The sequence below is a fragment of the Citrobacter sp. RHBSTW-00524 genome, from assembly GCF_013747755.1.
GTDB lineage: Bacteria > Pseudomonadota > Gammaproteobacteria > Enterobacterales > Enterobacteriaceae > Citrobacter > Citrobacter braakii.
The window spans coordinates 1,092,100-1,110,191 of record NZ_CP056421.1 but is presented as its reverse complement, the minus strand read 5'-3'; the positions used below and the strand labels follow the sequence as shown (position 1 = coordinate 1,110,191).

13 protein-coding genes and 2 CRISPR repeat arrays (1 of these 15 running past the window's edge) are annotated in these 18,092 nt (G+C 53.9%); of the genes, 2 read left to right on the top strand and 11 right to left on the bottom strand.

Annotated features, from left to right (window positions below; genetic code table 11):
• A CRISPR array of direct repeats spans positions 1–633; the repeat unit is 29 nt; unit sequence CGGTTTATCCCCGCTGGCGCGGGGAACAC; it reaches 1,043 nt to the left of the window's first position.
• Positions 634–1,097: 464 nt separating this feature from the next.
• A complete protein-coding gene (gene tnpB / locus HV229_RS05355; RefSeq protein ID WP_000609174.1) occupies positions 1,098–1,445 on the top strand; it encodes an IS66 family insertion sequence element accessory protein TnpB in 348 nt (115 codons plus the stop codon).
• A gap of 49 nt (positions 1,446–1,494) precedes the next feature.
• Entirely contained in the window at positions 1,495–3,030 is a 1,536-nt protein-coding gene (locus tag HV229_RS05350) for an IS66 family transposase (protein WP_016239903.1), read from the top strand.
• Between the two features lie 80 nt (positions 3,031–3,110).
• A CRISPR array of direct repeats spans positions 3,111–4,483; the repeat unit is 29 nt; unit sequence CGGTTTATCCCCGCTGGCGCGGGGAACAC.
• Positions 4,484–4,579: 96 nt separating this feature from the next.
• Here HV229_RS05350 and cas2e read toward each other — a convergent pair.
• The 11 genes from cas2e to cysJ form a co-directional block, all read right to left on the bottom strand.
• On the bottom strand, positions 4,580–4,873 hold the full coding sequence (gene cas2e / locus HV229_RS05345; RefSeq protein ID WP_019077560.1) for a type I-E CRISPR-associated endoribonuclease Cas2e: 294 nt from the start codon (positions 4,871–4,873) through the stop codon (positions 4,580–4,582).
• Complete coding sequence (cas1e, locus tag HV229_RS05340; protein WP_019077561.1) at positions 4,870–5,793, bottom strand: type I-E CRISPR-associated endonuclease Cas1e; 924 nt, start codon at positions 5,791–5,793, stop codon at positions 4,870–4,872. The genes cas2e and cas1e overlap by 4 nt, the downstream gene beginning before the upstream one ends.
• Complete coding sequence (cas6e, locus tag HV229_RS05335) at positions 5,790–6,440, bottom strand: type I-E CRISPR-associated protein Cas6/Cse3/CasE (protein WP_181547031.1); 651 nt, start codon at positions 6,438–6,440, stop codon at positions 5,790–5,792. Before cas6e ends, cas1e begins: the two co-directional genes overlap by 4 nt.
• Positions 6,422–7,168 (bottom strand): type I-E CRISPR-associated protein Cas5/CasD, encoded by a 747-nt coding sequence (gene cas5e / locus HV229_RS05330; protein ID WP_075847524.1) that lies wholly within the window; start codon positions 7,166–7,168, stop codon positions 6,422–6,424. Before cas5e ends, cas6e begins: the two co-directional genes overlap by 19 nt.
• Positions 7,169–7,177: 9 nt before the next feature.
• Positions 7,178–8,233 carry a type I-E CRISPR-associated protein Cas7/Cse4/CasC gene (gene cas7e / locus HV229_RS05325; RefSeq protein ID WP_181547028.1) on the bottom strand — a complete coding sequence of 352 codons (1,056 nt, stop codon included), beginning with the start codon at positions 8,231–8,233 and terminating at the stop codon, positions 7,178–7,180.
• A gap of 12 nt (positions 8,234–8,245) precedes the next feature.
• Positions 8,246–8,800 carry a type I-E CRISPR-associated protein Cse2/CasB gene (casB, locus tag HV229_RS05320; RefSeq protein WP_181547026.1) on the bottom strand — a complete coding sequence of 185 codons (555 nt, stop codon included), beginning with the start codon at positions 8,798–8,800 and terminating at the stop codon, positions 8,246–8,248.
• Positions 8,797–10,356 (bottom strand): type I-E CRISPR-associated protein Cse1/CasA, encoded by a 1,560-nt coding sequence (gene casA, locus HV229_RS05315; protein ID WP_181547024.1) that lies wholly within the window; start codon positions 10,354–10,356, stop codon positions 8,797–8,799. The genes casB and casA overlap by 4 nt, the downstream gene beginning before the upstream one ends.
• A 488-nt stretch (positions 10,357–10,844) precedes the next feature.
• Positions 10,845–13,505 carry a CRISPR-associated helicase Cas3' gene (gene cas3 / locus HV229_RS05310; RefSeq protein WP_181547023.1) on the bottom strand — a complete coding sequence of 887 codons (2,661 nt, stop codon included), beginning with the start codon at positions 13,503–13,505 and terminating at the stop codon, positions 10,845–10,847.
• A gap of 222 nt (positions 13,506–13,727) precedes the next feature.
• The gene (cysH, locus tag HV229_RS05305) at positions 13,728–14,462 is read right to left on the bottom strand and encodes a phosphoadenosine phosphosulfate reductase (RefSeq protein WP_019077568.1); all 735 of its coding nucleotides are present in this window, start codon (positions 14,460–14,462) and stop codon (positions 13,728–13,730) included.
• Positions 14,463–14,477: 15 nt separating this feature from the next.
• Positions 14,478–16,190: an assimilatory sulfite reductase (NADPH) hemoprotein subunit gene (cysI, locus tag HV229_RS05300; protein ID WP_047499402.1), complete on the bottom strand. Its 1,713-nt coding sequence runs from the start codon at positions 16,188–16,190 to the stop codon at positions 14,478–14,480.
• A complete protein-coding gene (cysJ, locus tag HV229_RS05295) occupies positions 16,190–17,989 on the bottom strand; it encodes an NADPH-dependent assimilatory sulfite reductase flavoprotein subunit (RefSeq protein ID WP_181547021.1) in 1,800 nt (599 codons plus the stop codon). The genes cysI and cysJ overlap by 1 nt, the downstream gene beginning before the upstream one ends.
• Positions 17,990–18,092: the final 103 nt, after the last annotated feature.

Genomic DNA, 18,092 nt, shown 5'->3' with positions numbered 1-18,092 from the left:
ATCCCCGCTGGCGCGGGGAACACCTCCCACGCAGAACGGCCACATTCTAATGTGTCGGTTTATCCCCGCTGGCGCGGGGAACACTATAAAAATTCCGAAACTATGCATTTATATTGCGGTTTATCCCCGCTGGCGCGGGGAACACGGATTAGAGCGTTCGAATTGCCAGGATAACCGCGGTTTATCCCCGCTGGCGCGGGGAACACTAAACCCGTAACAGTTAGATCACCGTCAATTTCGGTTTATCCCCGCTGGCGCGGGGAACACAGCGTAATCCCTGTTGTGCGCACCTATTTAGTCGGTTTATCCCCGCTGGCGCGGGGAACACATTATCATCATCTTTACTATTATCACCGGAGCCGGTTTATCCCCGCTGGCGCGGGGAACACTATTTTTCCTTTACATGCAGTATAGAAAGAAACGGTTTATCCCCGCTGGCGCGGGGAACACGTCACTATCTATATTTTCATTATTTAAATCCCCGGTTTATCCCCGCTGGCGCGGGGAACACAATATATCCATTATCGCCGCCATTATCGCCGCCGGTTTATCCCCGCTGGCGCGGGGAACACGCCCATCTCTCAGGGTTTTCCAGTCGCCGCCCCGGTTTATCCCCGCTGGCGCGGGGAACACCGTAAGCGTCGTCTGAGTACCGTCTGGTCCCGAATCCAGGATCCTGTAACTTAAGCACCCACTTATTTTGCAGGTGGACACCTCATGCGCGCTAAAGAAAGACTTCCCCGGAAACACTATTCCCCTGAATTCAAAATGGAACTGGTCAGGCTGGCTCTTGAAGAAGAAGGCAGTATTGCCGCACTGGCCCGGAAACATGACGTCAATGATAACCTGCTCTTTAAATGGATAAGGCTCTGGCAGCGTGAAGGGCGGGTCTGTCGGCCCCGAAAAAACTCATCGTCGCTTCCTGCCCTGATACCCGTGCAGCTTCAGGCGGGCTCTTCTCTCCCAACCTTCGAACTACCATCCTGCTCTCCTCCCGCTACCTGCCACATAAAATGTCGGGGAGGAGAAATAACACTGACTCATCCCTCTGCTGAACTCATGAGCACTGTCCTGCGCGAACTGATGCGGGGGCCGGTATGATAAATCTTCCCGCAGGCACAAAAATCTGGCTGGTTGCCGGTATCACCGATATGCGCAACGGCTTCAATGGCCTCGCCGCAAAGGTGCAGACCGCGCTGAAAGATGACCCGATGTCCGGCCACGTCTTCATCTTCCGGGGACGCAGCGGCAGTCAGGTAAAACTGCTCTGGTCCACCGGCGATGGTCTGTGCCTGCTGACAAAGCGACTGGAACGTGGTCGCTTCGCCTGGCCCTCAGCCCGCGATGGCAAAGTGTTCCTGACGCCGGCGCAACTGGCGATGCTGATGGAAGGTATCGACTGGCGACAGCCAAAGCGGTTACTGACATCCCTGACCATGTTGTAGCGCTCTTTATCCTGGTTGTCGCAGAATAAGCCTGGTAAAATACAGGCTTATGAACGACACCTCTTCTGACGACATCCTTCTGCTGAAACAGCGCCTGGCCGAACAGGAAGCGTTGATCCACGCCCTGCAGGAAAAGCTGAGCAACCGGGAACGCGAAATAGACCATCTGCAGGCGCAACTGGATAAGCTGCGCCGGATGAACTTCGGCAGTCGTTCCGAAAAGGTATCCCGCCGTATCGCGCAAATGGAAGCTGACCTGAACCTGCTGCAGCAGGAAAGCGATACGCTGACCGGCCGGGTGGATGACCCGGCAGTGCAGCGCCCGCTGCGTCAGACCCGCACCCGCAAACCGTTCCCTGAGTCACTCCCACGGGATGAGAAGCGGCTGCTGCCGACTGAGCCGTGTTGCCCGGAGTGCGGTGGTTCGCTGAGTTACCTGGGTGAGGATGCCGCCGAACAGCTGGAGCTGATGCGCAGCGCCTTCCGGGTTATCCGGACAGTCCGTGAAAAGCATGCCTGCCGTCGGTGCGATCGCATCGTTCAGGCCCCGGCTCCTTCGCGCCCCATCGAACGGGGGATCGCCGGACCGGGGCTGCTGGCCCGAGTGCTGACCTCAAAGTATGCAGAGCACACACCGCTGTATCGCCAGTCGGAGATCTATGCCCGCCAGGGTGTAGTGTTGAGTCGTTCTGTACTGTCGGGCTGGGTGGATGCGTGTTGTCGTCTGCTGGCACCGCTGGATGAAGCCCTTCAGCACTATGTCCTGACCGACGGCAAACTCCATGCTGACGATACGCCTGTCCCGGTGCTGTTGCCGGGCAATAAGAAGACGAAGACCGGGCGCTTATGGACGTACGTTCGAGACGACCGCAACGCCGGATCAGCGCTGGCCCCCGCAGTGTGGTTCGCTTACAGCCCGGACAGAAAAGGTATCCACCCTCAGACCCATCTTGCAGGCTTCAGTGGCGTACTGCAGGCTGATGCCTACGCCGGGTTCAACGAGCTCTACCGCGACGGCCATATAAAGGAAGCCGCGTGCTGGGCCCATGCCCGCCGAAAAATCCACGATGTTCACGTCCGTACCCCGTCAGCCCTGACGGAGGAGGCGCTGAAACGGATCGGCGAGCTGTATGCCATCGAGTCGGAGCTCAGAGGTAAAAGAGCAGAGGAACGGCAGGCAGTCCGGCACCAAAAAGTGCTGCCGCTGCTGGCGTCACTGGAGGGGTGGCTGCGGGAGAAACAGAAAACCCTCTCAAGGCACTCAGAACTGGCGAAGGCGTTCGGGTATGCGCTGAACCAGTGGCCGGCGCTGATCCGCTATGCAGAAGATGGCTGGGTGGAGGTGGATAATAACATTGCCGAAAACGCCCTACGACGGGTCAGTCTGGGGAGAAAAAACTGGCTGTTCTTCGGCTCGGATCATGGTGGTGAGCGCGGTGCGTCACTGTACAGTCTTATCGGGACGTGCAAATTAAACGGCGTGGATCCGGAACGCTATCTGCATTATGTACTTGATGTCATCGCCGACTGGCCTGTGAACCGGGTGGGTGCTCTGCTCCCGTGGCGGGTTACTCTGCCTGCCTGACCAGCTTCACTTCGTCAATACGGTTCTCACTGCACGCTTACGGAACACCTGCCGGAACGCCAGGAAGAATTGCTGGTGCACGGTTTATCCCCGCTGGCGCGGGGAACACGATCTGCAACCGGGCGAAGTGATTAAAAAACGCCGGTTTATCCCCGCTGGCGCGGGGAACACTCGCGTTGCTCCTCCCAAAAAAACGCGCCGGTCGGTTTATCCCCGCTGGCGCGGGGAACACCCACGAACGCGCATTAAACCACGTTCCGCATTCGGTTTATCCCCGCTGGCGCGGGGAACACAATAGCGCGAACCACACGCGCACGTATTAATACGGTTTATCCCCGCTGGCGCGGGGAACACTTGATTAGTAATAATATCGCTGGCTTTTACGTCGGTTTATCCCCGCTGGCGCGGGGAACACATTCAGAGATTCACTATTTTCGCGCAGGGGAACGGTTTATCCCCGCTGGCGCGGGGAACACGAATTCGAATGGAGCGAGGATGTTGGATATCCGGGTTTATCCCCGCTGGCGCGGGGAACACTTCCGTGGCGTAAAAAGGGCGCTGATAGTTGCCGGTTTATCCCCGCTGGCGCGGGGAACACTCAGCCGCCAAGTGCTCCCATTCCCCCTGGGTCGGTTTATCCCCGCTGGCGCGGGGAACACACCTTCCCCGACAATTCCGATTCACGCTGAATCCGGTTTATCCCCGCTGGCGCGGGGAACACGGGATGCGGTTAATTGCGCCTTTCTGCTTAACCGGTTTATCCCCGCTGGCGCGGGGAACACGTGCCATGACGTTATCGACGGGCGGGTTAAAACGGTTTATCCCCGCTGGCGCGGGGAACACTTTACGAGCGCCAAACTCTTCCACCGATTTTTCGGTTTATCCCCGCTGGCGCGGGGAACACTTCAGATCGCCAGCCACCAGCATGGCAGTATCCGGTTTATCCCCGCTGGCGCGGGGAACACATACCAGGCATCAGGATATTTCAATGCCACAACGGTTTATCCCCGCTGGCGCGGGGAACACTTATTTAGCCCTCAGCAAATTAGTGAATGAGTCGGTTTATCCCCGCTGGCGCGGGGAACACTCGATTTGTCAGCCCACGAACGCGCATTAAACCGGTTTATCCCCGCTGGCGCGGGGAACACATTTTCCCTATCCGGCAAAATTACCGTAACAACGGTTTATCCCCGCTGGCGCGGGGAACACATAGGCCAAGACAGTGAAATAAATTCAATTGCCGGTTTATCCCCGCTGGCGCGGGGAACACGATATTTTTTTAAAATATATCTTGGTAATTTTCGGTTTATCCCCGCTGGCGCGGGGAACACCCGCTAACGCGGTGAACATACAGACACACTACCGGTTTATCCCCGCTGGCGCGGGGAACACAGTTGTTTCAAAAATAAGCCCCTCGATTAAAACGGTTTATCCCCGCTGGCGCGGGGAACACACTAAATATATATAACTGTTTTCTATTGCAATTTTCATCAAGTAACAATCTACCAACTTGGGAACAACAATTCCGTTTTATTAAAGAACACTCAACCTATTGATTATCAAAAGGAAGAAAAGACACTAGTCTAAGTCCATCCAAATCTACCGGAATACGGCGATTTTCTCCCCAGGTTTGAAACTCAAAACCTGACTCCGTGTTTGTCGCCCAGGCCATCACAACGTTTCCCGCTCCGCCCAACTGTATGATTTGGTGCCAAATCATTTCCCGAATTCGCTTAGAGGTATCACCAACGTAAACACCCGCACGAATTTCCAGCAGCCAGACGGCGAGACGCCCTCGCAGACGCGGCGGAACGTTTTCCGTTACAACGACAACCATACTCATCCACCACGCCCCCTATGACCACCATCTCCAAACAATTCCGGTTCCGGTATTGCAGGCGGCAGCATATCTGGCGCAGGCTGCGGAGGGTCTATTTCGCCAGCGTCAAGGACTTCCTCAATCAGAGGTATCAGTTTGCTCGTCAGCTTAGAACTACGAAATATATCGCGACAGGCCAATCTCACCTCTCTATCTGGCTCTACAGGATGGCGGGCAGCAATTTCAAATGCCTTCGGCACGACAGAGTCGAATTTAATGATATCGGCAATGTCATAAACAAAAGAAAGCGGTTTACCACTGTGAATGAAACCAATGGCAGGTGCATAGCCAGCCGCCAGGATAGCCGCTTCTGAAATCCCATAAAGACACGACGTCGCCGCGCTAATACATCGATTGACTACATCGCCTTTTTCCCAGTCTTTAGGATCATAGTTGCGACCATTCCATTTTACGCCGTATTGTTTTGCCAGCAGGGCATAGGTCTGCCGCACACGGGCCCCCTCAATACCGCGTAACTGTTCAACTGAACGACGCGCTGGGGGCGGCTCGCGAAAACGCAATTCATACATTTTTCGCACGACTTTCAGCCGCAAATCATCATCCAGCGCTAATTTGGCCTGATAGAGCAGCTTGTCAGCCCGTGCCCCTCCGGGCTGGCCGGAAGCGTAAACGCGCACACCCGCTTCCCCAACCCACACCAGCAATGTCCCGACTATTGATGCCAGTCGCACTGCGGCATGAGAGACTCGCGTTCCCGGCTCCAGCATAATGCAGGCTACCGACCCCACCGGAATATGCGTGCGAATACCGCTTTTATCGATCAAGACAAACGCGCCATCCAGTACGTCAACCTGACCATACTGGAGGAAGATCATTGAGGTACGATCTTTTAAGGGAATCGGACTTAGCGGGACAAACGTCACTCACCATCTCCCGGTTTGATCATCATCATGCCGCAGCCAAACGCCCGGCTTTTACCGAATCCCACCGCCAGACGTTGCAGGAATCGTTCAGGATCGTTGACCACCAGCACGCCACTATAATCCACGCTGCTGAACTGAATCATCTGGCGGGCTTTCTCGCGCCGTATCTGCTGCTGCCGATAGGCATCAACATTACTCTCACACAATGAGAATCCATGTTGCTCCCCCTGGCGAGACAGCCACGCCAGCGCCGCCTGCTGCTGACAGAGCCAGATGTCCTGACTACCCATCTGCGCTTTGACCTGGCGCTTTGCTTCCATCATCAAATCATGACGTTTACCTGCTTTACAAATTGTCGGATTAGCACGCAGGTTAAATCGCAACGTCTGACCAACGCTTAACGCAGGGCTGAACGAGCGGCACTGCACGTCGAAAATCGCGCTTTCTGCTGGCCGTTCCTGTGACAAAACAAAAAAGCGAAAAGCACCCTGTAACTCCTCACGACGATAAAGGAACTGCCGATCCTTTCCACCAGGAAAAAGATCCCACAGCCACTGATGCATAACGTATTCGCCACGATCCACCAGATGAAGCAGCTGTGAAGGCGAAAGCTGGCTGGTATGTAACGTTATTCTTGAGAGGTACACTGTTCCTCCTTGCTGAGCCATGGCCCTTGATTCACGGAACGTTCGCCAAACAACCATTGTTGGCGACTCAACGGCCTGTCACGGCGGCGCAAAATTTTATTCGCGGTTAAGCCGTCGTGATCCCCTTCCCACCAGCATTCATTCTGTAATTTCGCCAGAGGAAGTTTCAGCGCTTTGAATTTACTCTCATACTGACGATATGCCTCACGTAAGACATCCGGCGCGCTTCCTTCCAGCAGTACCGGCGCGAGCGGCAACCCCAGCGGATAGCTTTTTCGCCCCAAATACAGAGGAAATACCGGATGTTGCAATCCTTCCCGGATCTGCTTCAGCGAATAAGGCGCGTCCGGCGTCATTGCAACGCCAACCATCCACCAGGCATCGGTATAATAGTCTCGCCGGGAAATCAGCGCACTGAGCAACTCAGGATCGCGCAGCTCTTCCCGGCGGCTAAAATAGCGCGCTTTACGTACCTCTCTTGGCATCTGGACTGTGTGATAATCTCGTGCCCAGCGCGGTTCCTGGCTGGCACACAACAGAAAAGCATAATGCTGATTGAAATCGTTTAACCGCTCCTCTTCATCACGACAAATACCGAGCGCTGCCGCGAGCAGCCCCAGTAACGCCGAACGAGAGGGAAGCTCGTGACTATGGCGAACTTCACCGGGCGCATCGACGCCCCAGGAAGCCATTGGCCCATGAAGCTGAAAAACCAGATATTGGCTCATAGCCGCCCCTTACGCGCAGATAAAGTCCAGGACGTCTTTCATGCTTCCCTGTTGCTGCATAACATCAAAGTGGGTTGATTTGGTTTGCTCACCATAGACTTTCTTCATATTTTCACGCAGCTCGGTAATGCGTTTTACCGCCACATCCAGTTGGTTGGTGCCGTTGATCGGATTATAAAATGCCGCAGCCAGGGAACGAGGCTGATCGGTTCCCGTTTCCGCCAACGCCCAAGAGGCATAAGCGCGACTGGCAAAGCTGTTTTGTTTGCCGGTTGGCGAGACTTTCAGCGCCGCTTCGGTAAAGGCCCGCAACGTTTTATTAGCCAGCTCTTCATTACCGTGGAGATTTTTCACCAACAGATCTTTGTCAATGCAGATATAGGTATAAAACAGTGCCGAGCCAAAACCGGTTTCTCCTAAGTGACCTGCGCCCGCATCATCTGAAGAAGCGCGTAAATCGTCGACGGCAGTAAAGAAATCGTCTTCGACGATCGTTTCACTGACGCCGAAGGCATGCGCAACCTGGCAGGCTGCTTCTATATTGAACTCTGGTTTATTGGCCAGCATGCGGCCAAACATCGCGATATCGACGGCCATGCGATCTTTACGTAGCAGCGCCAGCTCTTCCTCTTTTGGCGCACGTTTTTCTTCTGCCAGACGATGAGCTAGGGTAATTACCGCATCAAACTCTGCCGGGCTAATGTGCACCAGTTGCTCGGTTTCGGCGTTGTTCAGGACATCTTTCGCTTTCTTATCTGCTTTTACTTTGCCAAAGCAGTTTGCGATACCCTCTACCCATTCAACCGCTTTTTTCGGATCAATACCTTTTTCTATCAAGATATTCGCCGCCTCACGCGCAATACGCCCACTGCGAATACCAATATTCCCGGCCAGCGCCTGCTCAAACAATTCAGAGGTGCGCCATGCGCGTTTCAGACTCTGGGAAGAAATACGCAAACGTGTTGCTCCGCCAAGCACTACCGTTTTCGGCGCACCGGTATCGTCACGGTTCAGATTGGCAGCAGGATAAGCGGTCAGTAAATGGAGCTGAATAAACGTTGTCATTTGGAGTCCCTATTAATTTTCTTCGTTATCGGTTTCGCCAGCCTGATAGTATTCCAGCGCCCAGCGGATATGGATAAATTCGGTGGGTCGCTGCTGACGGCGATGATGCTTTTGCAAATCGTCGTTTTCCTGACACCAGCGGAAAATATCTTCTGCCAGCGAAATCAGGTTTACAGAGCCTTTTAACAGCTTCACCGCACGTCGCAGCTGACGCAGCAGTTCATCCGGCGTTTTTACCGCAGACAATATCGCAAACCGCTTCTCCGACATGACCGGGTTATTGCCCGTCATCTGCCCAAGCTGCGCGGCAAAACACAGGCGTTCATCAATCGTTTTCACATTCGCGCCCAGTGCAGCAACCAGCGCCAGCGCGGTAACCCGCCACTCCTGCCCTTCAATTTTCCACAGCGTATGGGTCTGCATCAGCAGGGAGCGAAATCCTTCAGACAGACAGGCATCGTTTACCGTTATGCTGCGCCGCAGACTGGCACGTGCGCCGCGCTTCTCCTGCAACTCCTCATGCCATTTGCGCAGCCTGGCTTTGTGATCTTCTTTCACAATACTCATTCAGCAGCCTCCTGCTTTTTGTCCCTGACGGTTTTTGCGCTTTGCTTTTCCGCCGATGTCGTAAAATATTTTTTGCGTGCCATCATGCTGCGCTTCAGGTCGTTATCTTCATAGGGGTTGGTAAAGGCACGATCGTCAAAGTAACGGCGAGTAAATAGCCACAGCTCCCTTTGCCATTTATTCAGCCTGTCACCCGGCTCCTGGCCATTTTCAAGATCGTGAATCAGGGTCAAAAAACGTCCCTGCGTCAGATTCCAGAAATCAATATCAATAAAACTGAAGTCGCCGCGCGCGCCTTTGGCATCGGCGAACCAGGCGTCTTTTAGGGCGTTACGTAAAAGGCTGAGGAGTCGGGTAGCCGTTTGCATGGCTTTACGCAAATGAGGGATCAAATTTTCCGTCATAAGTATCGGGAAGTGATGTTCATACCAGCAGCGTATTTTCATATTGTCGAAATCCGCCCCAAAGCCCCACAAACCCGCCTTGATGTCCTTCAGGCTGCGAGCGTTAAACACTTTGACCACCAGCGCCGGATATTCTTTATTCGTGTCCGTCTGGTTGTCCTGGCTTAACCCCAGCCAGTCCCGCCAGATAAGCCCGCCAGGCTGTGGTTTCACGGAAAAGAACCCATCGCTCTCTTTTATCGGCAGACGATACGGCGTCAGCGGGTGTCGCCAGCCTTCATAGTTAACACCGTAGTTTTTGACGGTCATCGCGCTGAGCAACTCGTCGCTGTCAGCGCCGCACATATCACAGAAACCAGACTGCGTGGTGGCAAAATCCAGACGGATACGGCGCGGCATGCCCCAGTACGCCTGGAGCTTATTAACCAGCTCCGGCGTCGTCACCCTATTCGCTGGCGGCTCGCTGGTGCGCGTCGCGGCGAGCCACGGGAAAATCGACGCATCATATAAATCTGGCAGAGGAAGTTCTGCGGCGTCCTGCGGCATCACGTTAAGCCACAACTTGCGCCACAGCGGCGTTTGCCGGGTACCCTGATATTCCTGTAACTCGATAAGCGTGGTCATCGGCCCACCACCGCGCAGACCGGTGCGATAGCCTTTGCCGCCGGATGGCGCGTTGAGTTGCAGTGAAAATAGCGCCAACACCGCGCAATGCGGGCAAAAACGTTCTGTGACGCCACGTTTGATAAAATGGTCTTTATTAAATTTGGTGGTTTGCGCCCCGGGTGTTTCCGGCAACAGCGAAGCTATAGAAACTTTTTCGCCGGTTAACGGTTCAAAATCCTGCATAAAAGAGGGCGATTCAACACCGAACTGAAAGGCATGCTCTAAGGGGGTCAGCGCCTCACGAAGCGTTTCTTCCGTTAATCCCTCCACCCAAATATCGTCCCAGCGGGCGCTATTTTTTGGCGCAATGCTGCATTGCAGCAATCCCAGCAGAAATTGCCAGGCCGCCCCCTGTAAATCAGCTCGCGTTGCGGCGATATCCACCACGTTTTCATCCGCCAGATTGGCGGGGGCCAACTTGCCCAGCGAGCCGTCATTAAAGCGCACGGGAAGCCAGGGCATTGTTAGTAAATTTATTGGAAACATACCTTTTCCTTACGATGCGCCATCCATAGCGCTAATGTTCCCTGGAGTGTTAATGAACTGACAGTTGAAAGCTTGCTGACAGCTTATTACCTAACTGAATCTTCAACCGACAGAACAACCGTTTGCATCGGTTTGATTTTTCTTCCATGACAGATTCCTTATTTACTATTGAAACAACCAATCCCTGAAAGAACGCTATCAAGCTGAGAAACGTGATTGGGCTTCGGGGCATATCTTCTTATGAAGGGCCCTGATGTCCATCCCCATAAGAATTGTAGTGATAATACTCCACGAAAAACAAAAAATATATGCTTATAGGGAAGACTTTATAAAAAACCTCAAAAGACACTTTACGACATGCCTGCTACACTTGATCTGTTCCCTTTATTAAGGGTTGAACCGCTTATTGGGAAAACTTGTAAGCTAAGTTCTGTAACGTTCCCCGCGCCAGCGGGGATAAGTCCCGGAGCCATCTGGTTCCGGGCAATCTAATCAACTTTACCAATCAATCCTTCACTCGCCGTATAGCCGCTGTTTGCATCCTCCGACACAACAATCACCACGGCAAACTCCATATTCTGATGTTGCTCCACACACCATTTCTGCAGCACCTCTCCCTCCAGCCGTTCAAACTCATCTTTATGCTTTTCCCACCAGCTCTGGCGCACTCGCAGCACGCTCATCTCCCAGGGATGAGCACCAGAGGCATAAGGGGTGACGTTGCCATCAACCCTTTTCGCCAGCCATAGCGTGATGGACTCTTCCGCCAGACGAGTCGACAACTTCTCCGGAAGGAAGTCGCTACTTTCAGGGCTGTATCCCGGTGCAAAGTTCAGCAACATCTGCGCGGCAAACGCCCGATCGCAATAATATTTTCCTTCCTGCGCATTCTCTGTTTTCGCAAAACCGTCAGGCATTACCACATTTTCACCGTATACCGACTCAATCAACAACCGGGCAGATTGCGGCATCCGAATGGCTCCCTGCTCCCGCAGCACGCGCTGTGTCAGCCATAGGCGGCCATGATCGGGATAGACATAGGCGCTGTTACGCATGGCAGCGGAAAACCAATCTTCTTGCGGGGCGCCATCCCACTCTGGTGCGAGGATCACCAGTTCCGGCGCATCGCGTTCATCCTGACCACTACCTTTCACTCTGCCGTTGCGATAGCGGATATGGCGCTGTAACCGTCCCGCTCGCTGGATCAGGAGATCCACTGGCGCTAAATCAGAGATCATCTCGTCCATATCGATGTCGAGACTCTGCTCAATCACCTGAGTGGCGATAAGAACTTTACCGGCACGTTGCGTACTCTCCCCTTTACCAAATAGCGACAATGTCTGCGTCTCAATCCGCTGCCGGTCATAAAAAGCAAATCGGCTATGAAATAATGAGAGATGTTCGGCCTGAACACGGCCTCTGGCGAGTAACTGGCGATAAATCCGAATGGCATCATCCACCGAATTGCGTATCCACGCGATGCATTTGCCTTTGCTTACCGCTCGTTCAATACGCGCGATGCAGGATTCCTCGCTATAGAGCCAACCGACATTAACACTGCGCTCAACTTCTTTGCGCGTCGCCACATGCTGAGAAACCACCTCCTGCCCTATAACCTGAGTCAACCAGGGATAATCGTCATAACTCAATAAAGGCGCTTCAGCTCGGCTTCCTGCCCCGCGCGCGAATGCGGCCACCAGCCGATCGCGCTGCTGTTGTGAGAGCGTGGCAGAAAGCAGGATCGTACTGTTGCCGCTGCGGGCCTGATGCTCAATCAGACTTTCCAGAATCCGCGACATATAGGCGTCGTAAGCGTGGATCTCATCGGCCAGCAGAATTTTGTCGCTAAGGCCCAGCAACCGCAGGTTGTTATGCTTAAACGGCATCACCGCCATCATGGCCTGATCGAGCGTGCCGACGCCCACTTCAGCCAGCAGCGCTTTCTTATTACTGTCGGCAAACCAGGCGGCGCAGCCCTGGCTTAAGGGCTGCTTATCATCCAGCTCCTCCGAACCTGACGACTCAGTCGACCAAATTGATTGATTAAATTTGTCCATTAAACCGCGCGCACTGTGCGCCAGCACCAGACTGGGGCAAGAACCCGACCTGTACAGCGAAAGCCAGCTCTCCGACAGGCGATCAAACATGGCATTCGCGGTTGCCATCGTCGGCAATCCAAAATACAACCCCTGCGCTTTTCCTGCCGCCATCAATCGATGAGTGAGAATTAACGCGGCCTCGGTTTTACCTGCGCCCGTTACGTCTTCCAGAATGAATAGTTGCGGCGAGTCTTTATCAATATCCAGCTCAAGTACCTTTTGCTGTAAAGGCGTGGGCTGCTGAATAAAGGGGAAAAGCGTTTGAATACCGGAGAAAGGAGCAACCGCAGAAGGAGGCGGTATCGTAGCAAGCGCGGCCTTCGCTTTATCCAGTGCTAGTGGCCAGTATGTTTCGATGGGCATCGAACAGGCGATGCGAGGGAAAAAACGGCAGGACGAACCACACCAGTCCGCCAGAACTACCGCAGCAGAAATCGGCCATGAGAGGTGCTGGAACAACACAATACCTTCGTCTTCATCCCAGAATAGCGGAATATCAATCAGCGGAAACAGCGATTTAATACGCGTTAAAAATTCCCGGGCCGCGTCTTTGTCCTGCGGCAGAAAATTATCCAGCTCGCGAATCCCCTGCGGCGGGCGCCCATGATGGCCTGTCGTCACCGATATCCACATACCGATAACCCGCTTCAACTTGCGGGAAGAAAGTGGAGAGCCCGGCAATAGTTCAGGGAACTCGCTTAACCAACTGTTCCATAACCAGTGTCCCAGCGTCGTGTGGTGGATTGATTCATAGTTTTTTCGCCATTCGGAAGGAACGGGCAGGTTGGGATGGCTATACAGCCGTTGAAATGAACTGGCAAACTTACCGATATCATGCCAACACAATAACCAGGCAAAAAATTGTGCGGCTTGCTCAACATTCGTTATTCCCAATCTCTGGAAATAAACAGCAAGCCCGTAGAGATTATTTTTCACCATCCAGTAGCCTACTGCCGCTACGTCCAGTGAATGCCAGCACAGCAGGTGGTAATCGTCGCCACCATCTTTTTCAACTTGCCGGCTTTTTCCCCAATAAAAATATATCGACACCGCGTATCCAGCTAATCAGGAATTGTCTTCGTATCATTACGTATTTATAGAAAACAATTCGTGACACGGCTCAATATATCTTACAATTCAATTAATTAGATAATATAATGTATATTATAACTTACATTGAATTTTAATATAATTAATAACAAACTTGGCTAAAATATAAAAAAATCCCGGCAACGCCGGGAGTAGAATTATTGATTTGGTGTCCGCTATTTATCACCCTTCGTGCAATCCGCACTCGCGCTTCAATCCAAAGAACCGCGTCTCTTCTTCCGCCATACCCGGCTCCCATTTGCGGGTGGTATGGGTATCACCAACTGATAGATAGCCCTGATCCCACAGTGGATGGTATTTCAGGCCGTGCTTTTGCAGATACTGGTAAACGGTACGGTTGTCCCAGTCGATGATCGGCAGCACTTTAAACACGCCGCGCTGGATAGCCAGCACCGGCAAATGCGCCCGGCTGCCCGACTGCTCGCGGCGCAGACCGGCAAACCAGGTTTGCGCATTGAGTTCTTTAAGCGCGCGGTTCATCGGCTCGACTTTGTTGATCTCATTGTATTTCTCAATGCCTTCAACGCCCTGCTCCCACAGTTTGCCGTAGCGCGCTTCCTGCCAGGCCGCGCTCTCCTTCGCCCGGTAGACTTGCAGATTAAGCTTGAGCTTGTCTGTTAACTCATCAATAAACTGGTAGGTTTCCGGGAACAAATAGCCCGTATCGGTGAGGATCACCGGGATATCCGGGTGAATCTGATTCACCAGGTGCAGGCTTACTGCCGCCTGGATACCAAAGCTTGATGACAGTACATATTCACCAGGCAGGTTTTCCAGCGCCCACGCCACGCGCCCTTCGGCGTCCAGCTTTTCGAGCTGTGCGTTGGTTTCCGCCAGCGCCAGAATGCGGTCGACTTTTGGCAGGTCATTAAGGGCGTTTAGATCGAGTACGGACATAATTACCTCTCGTGGTTACTCCCAGAAATCCCGGGCGGGATCGAGCACCGGGCGAATGATGCCCGCACGCACCGTAAAATCACCGAAGCCTTCACCCGCTTCGCGCTCTTTCGCCCAGCGACCAACCAGTTCGTCAACGGAGTCGAGAATTTCCGATTCCGTAATATTTTCGCGATACATACGCGGAATGCGCGTGCCCATGCGGTTACCGCCAAGGTGTACGTTGTAGCGCCCCGGGGCTTTACCCACCAGGCCCAGTTCCGCCAGCATCGCGCGGCCGCAGCCGTTCGGGCAGCCTGTAACGCGCATCACGATATGCTCGTCAGGAATGCCGTGTTTTTCGAGAATAGCTTCCACTTTATCAGTGAACGATGGCAGGAAACGTTCGGCCTCCGCCATCGCCAGCGGACAGGTCGGGAACGACACGCAGGCCATCGAGTTTTCACGCTGCGGCTTCACCGCATTCATCAATCCGTGATCGCGCGCCAGCTTCTCGATCTTCGCTTTTTGGCTTTCCGGCACACCAGCAATGATCAGGTTCTGGTTGGCGGTGATGCGGAAATCCCCTTTGTGGATCTTCGCGATCTCCAGCAGGCCGGTTTTCAGCGGACGGCCCGGATAATCCAGGATACGGCCGTTTTCAATAAACAGCGTCAGGTGCCAGTTATTGTCGATCCCTTTTACCCAACCAATACGATCGCCGCGACCGGTGAACTCGTACGGGCGGATCGGCTCAAATTTAATACCCGCGCGACGCTCCACTTCCTCTTTGAACGTGTCGATACCAACGCGTTCAAGCGTGTATTTGGTTTTGGCGTTTTTACGATCGGTACGGTTACCCCAGTCGCGCTGCGTTGTCACCACAGCTTCTGCTACCGCCAGGGTGTGCTCCAGCGGCAGGAAGCCGAACTCGCTTGCGGTGCGGGCGTAGGTTTTCTTATTGCCGTGCTCAATCGATAAGCCACCGCCGACCAGCAGGTTAAAGCCCACCAGCTTGCCGTTTTCGGCAATCGCCACGAAGTTCATATCGTTGGCGTGCAGATCGATGTCGTTCTGCGGCGGGATTACGACCGTGGTTTTAAACTTACGCGGCAGATAGGTTTGACCGAGGATCGGCTCTTCGTCGGTGGTCGCTACCTTCTCCTGATCCAGCCAAATTTCTGCATAGGCGCGAGTACGCGGCAGCAGATGTTCGGAGATCTTCTTCGCCCATTCATAGGCTTGGGCGTGCAGCTCAGACTCGTACGGGTTAGAAGTACACAGAACGTTACGGTTCATGTCGTTGGCGGTCGCCAGCGCGTCCAGCCCGACCGAATGCAGCATCTGGTGTACCGGCTTAACGTTCTTCTTCAGAATGCCGTGAAACTGGAAGGTCTGACGGTTGGTCAGACGAATGCTGCCATAAATCGTGTTGTCATGGGCGAACGTGTCGATCGCCTGCCACTGTTTGGTGGTGATCACCCCACCCGGCAGACGGCAGCGCAGCAGCATCGCGTGACGCGGCTCCAGCTTTTGCTCGGCTCGTTCGGCGCGGATATCGCGGTCATCCTGCTGGTACATACCGTGAAAACGGATCAGCAGGAAGTTGTCGCCTTTGAAGCCGCCGGTCAGGCCGTCGTTTAAATCTTCGGCAATCGTACCGCGCAGATAGTTGCTTTCCAGCTTCATACGCTCAGCGTCGGACAGCTTGCCTTCGACCACCAATGGTCCTGGGTATTTTTCGCTCATTAGTAGACATCTCGCTGATAACGGCGCTCAATGCGCAGCTCACTTAAAAATTCATCCGCCGCTTCGATATCCATAGAACCGAATTCGGCAATCACTTCCAACAAAGCCTGCTCAACGTCTTTCGCCATGCGATTGGCGTCGCCGCAGACATAAATGTGGGCACCGTCGTTTATCCAGCGCCACAGTTCCGCACCTTGTTGGCGCAGTTTATCTTGTACGTAGACTTTTTCTTTTTGATCGCGCGACCAGGCGAGATCGATGCGGCTCAGTACGCCCTCTTTGACGTAACGCTGCCATTCCACCTGGTACAGGAAATCTTCGGTAAAGTGTGGATTGCCAAAAAACAGCCAGTTTTTGCCTTCGGCTCCGTCAGCCGCACGCTGCTGCATAAATGCACGGAACGGCGCAATCCCCGTGCCTGGTCCAATCATAATCACCGGTGTCTGCGGGTTAGCCGGCAGGCGGAAGTTATCGTTGTGTTCGATGAACACGCGCACTTCGCCCTCTTCTTCCACGCGATCTGCGAGGAAACTGGACGCGCCACCAGCACGGGCACGACCTTCAATGTCATAACGCACCACGCCCACGGTGACGTGCACTTCGCTTTCCACTTCCGCCTGGGAAGAGGCAATAGAATACAAACGCGGCGTCAGCGGGCGCAGAAGATCAACCAACGTTTGGGCGTCCAGTTGCGCTGGGGAAAAGCGCACCATATCGACGATTGGCGTGGTTGCGGCGTAATGCTGCAATTGCGCTTTGTCGCCCACCAGCGGCAGCAGAGAGTCGCTACGGGTTAAAGTGGCATAGTTCTCGACGATATTGCCGGTGTTAACCGTCAGCTCGAAATGCCACTGCAGCGCTTCGGTGAGCGACAGGGTTTTGCCGTCAACCGTGACCGGCTCATCTCCTTTCAGCCACAGCAATTCAACCAACTCTTTGACCAGCTCAGGATCGTTCTGATACCAGACTCCTAAGGCATCGCCCGGCTGGTAGCGCAGACCGGAGTCGCCGAGATCGATTTCAATATGGCGCACATCTTTTTCCGAGTCGCGACCGGTGATTTTCTGATTCACCGCAAGCGACGCCGTCAGTGGCGCTTCTTTGGTGTACGGGCTGGTGTGTACTTCGTTTACCGCACCGCTCGCAGCAACTTGCACAGACGATGCCGCAGGCGCACGCGCTTTCAGGACATCAACCAGACGGGCACGCCATTCGGCTGCCGCGCCCTGGTATTCGACGTCGGCATCCACGCGGTCAAGCAAGCGTTCACCGCCCAGCTCGGCCAGTTTTGCATCGAAGTCTTTTCCTGACTGACAGAAAAACTCGTAAGAAGTGTCACCAAGACCAAACACGGCAAAAGCGGTGTTATCGAGCTTCGGCGCTTTTTTCGAGAACAGGAATTTATGCAACGCTACGGCTTCTTCCGCCGGTTCACCTTCCCCTTGCGTCGACGCCACTACGATCAGCAATTTCTCATTGGCGATTTGTTTGAATTTATAGTCGCCAGCCTTGATGAGAGTGACGTTGAGCTTTGCATCGCTCAGATCATCGCGCAGAGCTTCCGCCACACGACGCGCATTACCGGTTTGCGAGGCGGAGATAAGCGTAATGCCAGGCATTTCAGCAGCAGGTGCAGGAGTCGCCGCATTGCTACCTGGCTGCTGATTCAGCACGCCCCAAAAATAGCCAGAAACCCACGCAAGCTGTGCGGGAGTGAAATCGGTCGTGGCCGCCTGAAGGCGTGCCAGTTGCTCCGGGTTTAGCGGTAGCAGAGCGGAAGGTGGGGCCTGTGTCGTCATGCGTTGTCATGTTCCAGTAAGCAAAGCGGATTTCAGCAATAAAACCCAAACTGAAGATAAGGTTAACGGCGGGGATAGTAACAATTAAAGAAGGGATAGAAAT